Origin of the sequence: Neobacillus drentensis, assembly GCF_036966985.1 — a bacterium.
GTDB classification, from domain to species: Bacteria; Bacillota; Bacilli; order Bacillales; family Cytobacillaceae; genus Neobacillus; species Neobacillus drentensis_E.
This window is the reverse complement of record NZ_JBALSN010000071.1, coordinates 5,067-8,641: the sequence shown is the minus strand read 5'-3', so window position 1 is coordinate 8,641 and position 3,575 is coordinate 5,067. Positions and strand designations below refer to the sequence as shown.

4 protein-coding genes are annotated in these 3,575 nt (G+C 38.5%); all 4 read left to right on the top strand.

The features are described 5' to 3' along the window. The coding region (gene yneA / locus V7659_RS05200; RefSeq protein WP_335538570.1) for a cell division suppressor protein YneA at positions 1–308 on the top strand (308 nt) is incomplete at its 5' end. 11 nt (positions 309–319) lie between these two features. Further along, complete coding sequence (locus tag V7659_RS05195) at positions 320–967, top strand: YneB family resolvase-like protein (RefSeq protein ID WP_335538569.1); 648 nt, start codon at positions 320–322, stop codon at positions 965–967. A 78-nt stretch (positions 968–1,045) separates the two neighbouring features. Then, positions 1,046–1,276, top strand: coding sequence for a DUF896 domain-containing protein (locus tag V7659_RS05190; protein ID WP_335538567.1), 231 nt, complete (start codon positions 1,046–1,048; stop codon positions 1,274–1,276). A 178-nt stretch (positions 1,277–1,454) separates the two neighbouring features. Next, positions 1,455–3,461 (top strand): transketolase, encoded by a 2,007-nt coding sequence (gene tkt, locus V7659_RS05185; RefSeq protein WP_335538566.1) that lies wholly within the window; start codon positions 1,455–1,457, stop codon positions 3,459–3,461. Positions 3,462–3,575: the final 114 nt, after the last annotated feature.

The following is a 3,575-nucleotide window of genomic DNA, read 5'->3' as shown; positions in this document are numbered from 1 at the left end:
AATACTCCTATGCTATTACTCTAATTATTTTAAGCTGTTCACTTTCCTTCATATTATCTTTACAGCATCATTCAAATGATCAAGATAAGTATTTAAAGATTACGGTTTCAGAAGGTGATTCACTATGGGGAATCTCTGACCAATATTCCGAACAACATTCATTATCTAACCAAGATTTTGTTGCATGGATTAAAAAGCATAATGAAATTGATGAAGATCGAATTTTTCCTGGAGAAGAAATTATTATTCCAGTAAGTAACGAAGAAGGTTCATCAACACAAGAATTAGCTAGTGCTGTGGGTGAATAGAAAGGAATACAATGAAAGCAATCATATACTGCCGTGTCAGCACCAATAAAGAAACACAAGAAACATCATTAAAGCGCCAAGAAGAAGAATTAACACAACTTGCTGAGTCCTATCACTTTGAAATTGATAGGGTCATTAAAGAAAAAGCAAGTGGTTACGATTTCGACCGGGAAGGGATTTTTCAATTATTAGAACGAATCAAAGATGATCAAGTTCATGCGGTTTTAATTCAGGATGAAACCCGCCTTGGTAGAGGGAATGCTAAAATAGCGATATTGCACTGCATTTTAAAAGAAAATATTAAACTTTTTAGTATCTCTCATAGTGGGGAATTACAACTGTCCGAATCAGATTCCATGGTCTTAAAAATTGTTGGTATGGTGGAGGAATATCAACGGAAACTTCATAACGCGAAGATTAAGCGCGGAATGAAGCGGGCTGTCCAGAATGGTTATAAACCTGAAAAAAACTTAAAAAATCTAGGGGATGCTTCCGGACGTGAAAAAATTGAGGTACCGGTAGAAGAAATTGTCAGGTTAAGAAAGAATGGATTAATTTTTGCTGAAATAGCTGCGACCTTGAGAGGTTTTGGTTATAACATTTCAAAGGCAACCGTACATAGAAGATATCAAGAATTTATCGAATCACAAGAAGAGTAAACCTTTTGCCTTGTCATTAGGTTTTTTTTTTAGTAAAATCAGGTGTCATGTAAACAGGTAGAAAGGAAGGTTCACTCCATGCTATCCAAAGAAAAAATGGCTAGAATTAACGAGTTGGCAAGAAAATCAAAAACAACGGGATTAACGGAAGCGGAAGCCAAAGAACAATCAAATTTAAGAGGCGAATATTTGGCAACATTCCGTTCTAATATGCTTGATACCCTAACCAACACAAAGTTTATTGATCCCGAGGGAAATGATGTCACACCAGAAAAAATTAAAGCTAGGAAAAAAAATACACTTCACTAAAAAATTCAGGGATACAATTTTTGTATTCCTTTTTTACATAGAACGACAATTTCTGTGTCAAACTAAAAAATAAAGTGGGTTTTGCGTCTTCCTATAATGCTATTTGTTGAATAAAACACGGTATCAATATAAAATTGAAATGTACTTAGTACCTAGTCATTAGGAAAGGATGTAATTCATGTTTAATAATATTGATGATTTATCTGTTACCTCGATCCGAACTTTATCGATTGATGCAATCGAGAAAGCAAACTCTGGACATCCAGGGATGCCAATGGGGGCAGCACCAATGGCGTATACTTTATGGACTCGTTTCATGAACCAAAATCCAAAGAATCCACGCTGGTTTAACCGAGATCGTTTTGTTTTATCTGCTGGACATGGGTCAGCGTTGTTATACAGCATGCTTCACTTGTCTGGTTTCAATTTAAGCATGGATGACTTAAAACAATTCCGTCAATGGGGTTCAAAAACACCTGGTCACCCTGAATACGGCCACACTGAGGGTGTAGAAGCAACAACTGGTCCACTTGGACAAGGGATTGCAATGGCAGTGGGTATGGCAATGGCAGAACGCCATGTTGCAAGTGTTTATAATAAAGATAAGTATGAACTTGTGAACCATTTTACATACAGCATTTGTGGAGATGGAGATTTGATGGAAGGTGTATCTGCAGAGGCGGCTTCACTTGCAGGACACTTGAAACTAGGCCGTTTAGTGGTCCTTTATGATTCAAACGATATCTCTCTAGATGGTGACTTAAATAAGTCTTTTTCAGAAAGTGTCAAAGATCGCTTCCTATCCTACGGCTGGCAATACCTTCGTGTAGAGGACGGAAACAATCTAGAAGAAATCGCAAAAGCGCTTGAAGAATCAAGAAATGATTTAGAACGACCAACGATGATTGAAGTAAGAACAGTAATCGGTTACGGTTCACCAAACCGTGCGGGTACATCAGGTGTTCATGGTTCACCACTTGGTGCTGATGAATTAAAACTTACTAAAGAAGCCTATAAATGGACTTTTGAAGAAGATTTCCATGTACCGCAGGAAGTCTATGATAACTTCCAAAAGCTTATCGTTGAAAATGGTGAGAAAAAGGAAAAAGAGTGGAATGACCTTTTCGCTCAATATAAAAAAGAATACCCTGAATTAGCAACTCAGCTTGAACAAGCATTAAATAATGAGCTTCCAGCGGGTTGGGATAAGGAGATCCCTGTTTATAACGAAGGGAAAAGCCTTGCAAGCCGTGCCTCATCAGGTGAAGTAATTAATGGCATTGCTAAAAATCTACCAATTTTTATTGGGGGATCAGCAGACCTTGCAGGATCTAATAAAACGATGATCAAAGGTACGAAAGACTTTATGCCAGGGTCTTATGAAGGCCGAAATATCTGGTTTGGTGTTCGTGAATTTGGAATGGGTGCTGCAATGAACGGGATTGCTCTTCATGGCGGAGTAAAAGTTTTTGGCGGAACATTCTTTGTCTTCTCTGATTACTTACGTCCAGCAATTCGCCTAGCTGCGTTGATGGGATTACCTGTTACCTATGTATTTACGCATGATAGTATTGCTGTTGGGGAAGATGGACCAACACACGAACCGGTAGAACAACTGGCAGCATTACGTGCAATGTCAGGAATTTCAGTCATTCGCCCTGCAGACGGTAACGAAACTGCGGCAGCATGGAAGCTTGCTGTTGAGTCAACTGACAAACCAACTGCACTTGTGTTAACTCGTCAAGATTTACCTACATTAAAAGGAACTGATACCAATGCTTATGAAGGTGTTTCTAAAGGTGCTTATGTGGTTTCTCCTTCTGAAAGAGAAACTCCAGATGCATTGTTATTAGCAACTGGATCTGAAGTAAGCCTTGCAGTAGAAGCTCAAAAAGCACTTGCTGGTGAAGGGGTTCATGTTTCGGTTGTAAGTATGCCTTCATGGGACCGCTTTGAGCAACAATCCCAAGAATACAAAGACTCTGTCTTACCAAGAAGCGTGAAAAAGCGTCTTGGAATTGAAGTTGGCTCATCATTTGGCTGGCATAAATATACTGGTGACGAAGGCGATGTATTAGCGATTGATCATTTCGGAGCGTCAGCACCAGGAGAAAAGATTATGGAAGAATTCGGTTTCACCGTAGATAATGTTGCTGCCCGTGTGAAGGCACTTTTGCAAAAATAAAATTGTTTTTTTAGGAGAGCGGAATTTATCCGTTCTCTTTTTTTGTTTGGAAAGAGAATTTTTACAATAATTTGAACAAAGATTTTTTTGCAGGAAAATTCATAAAATCTACCG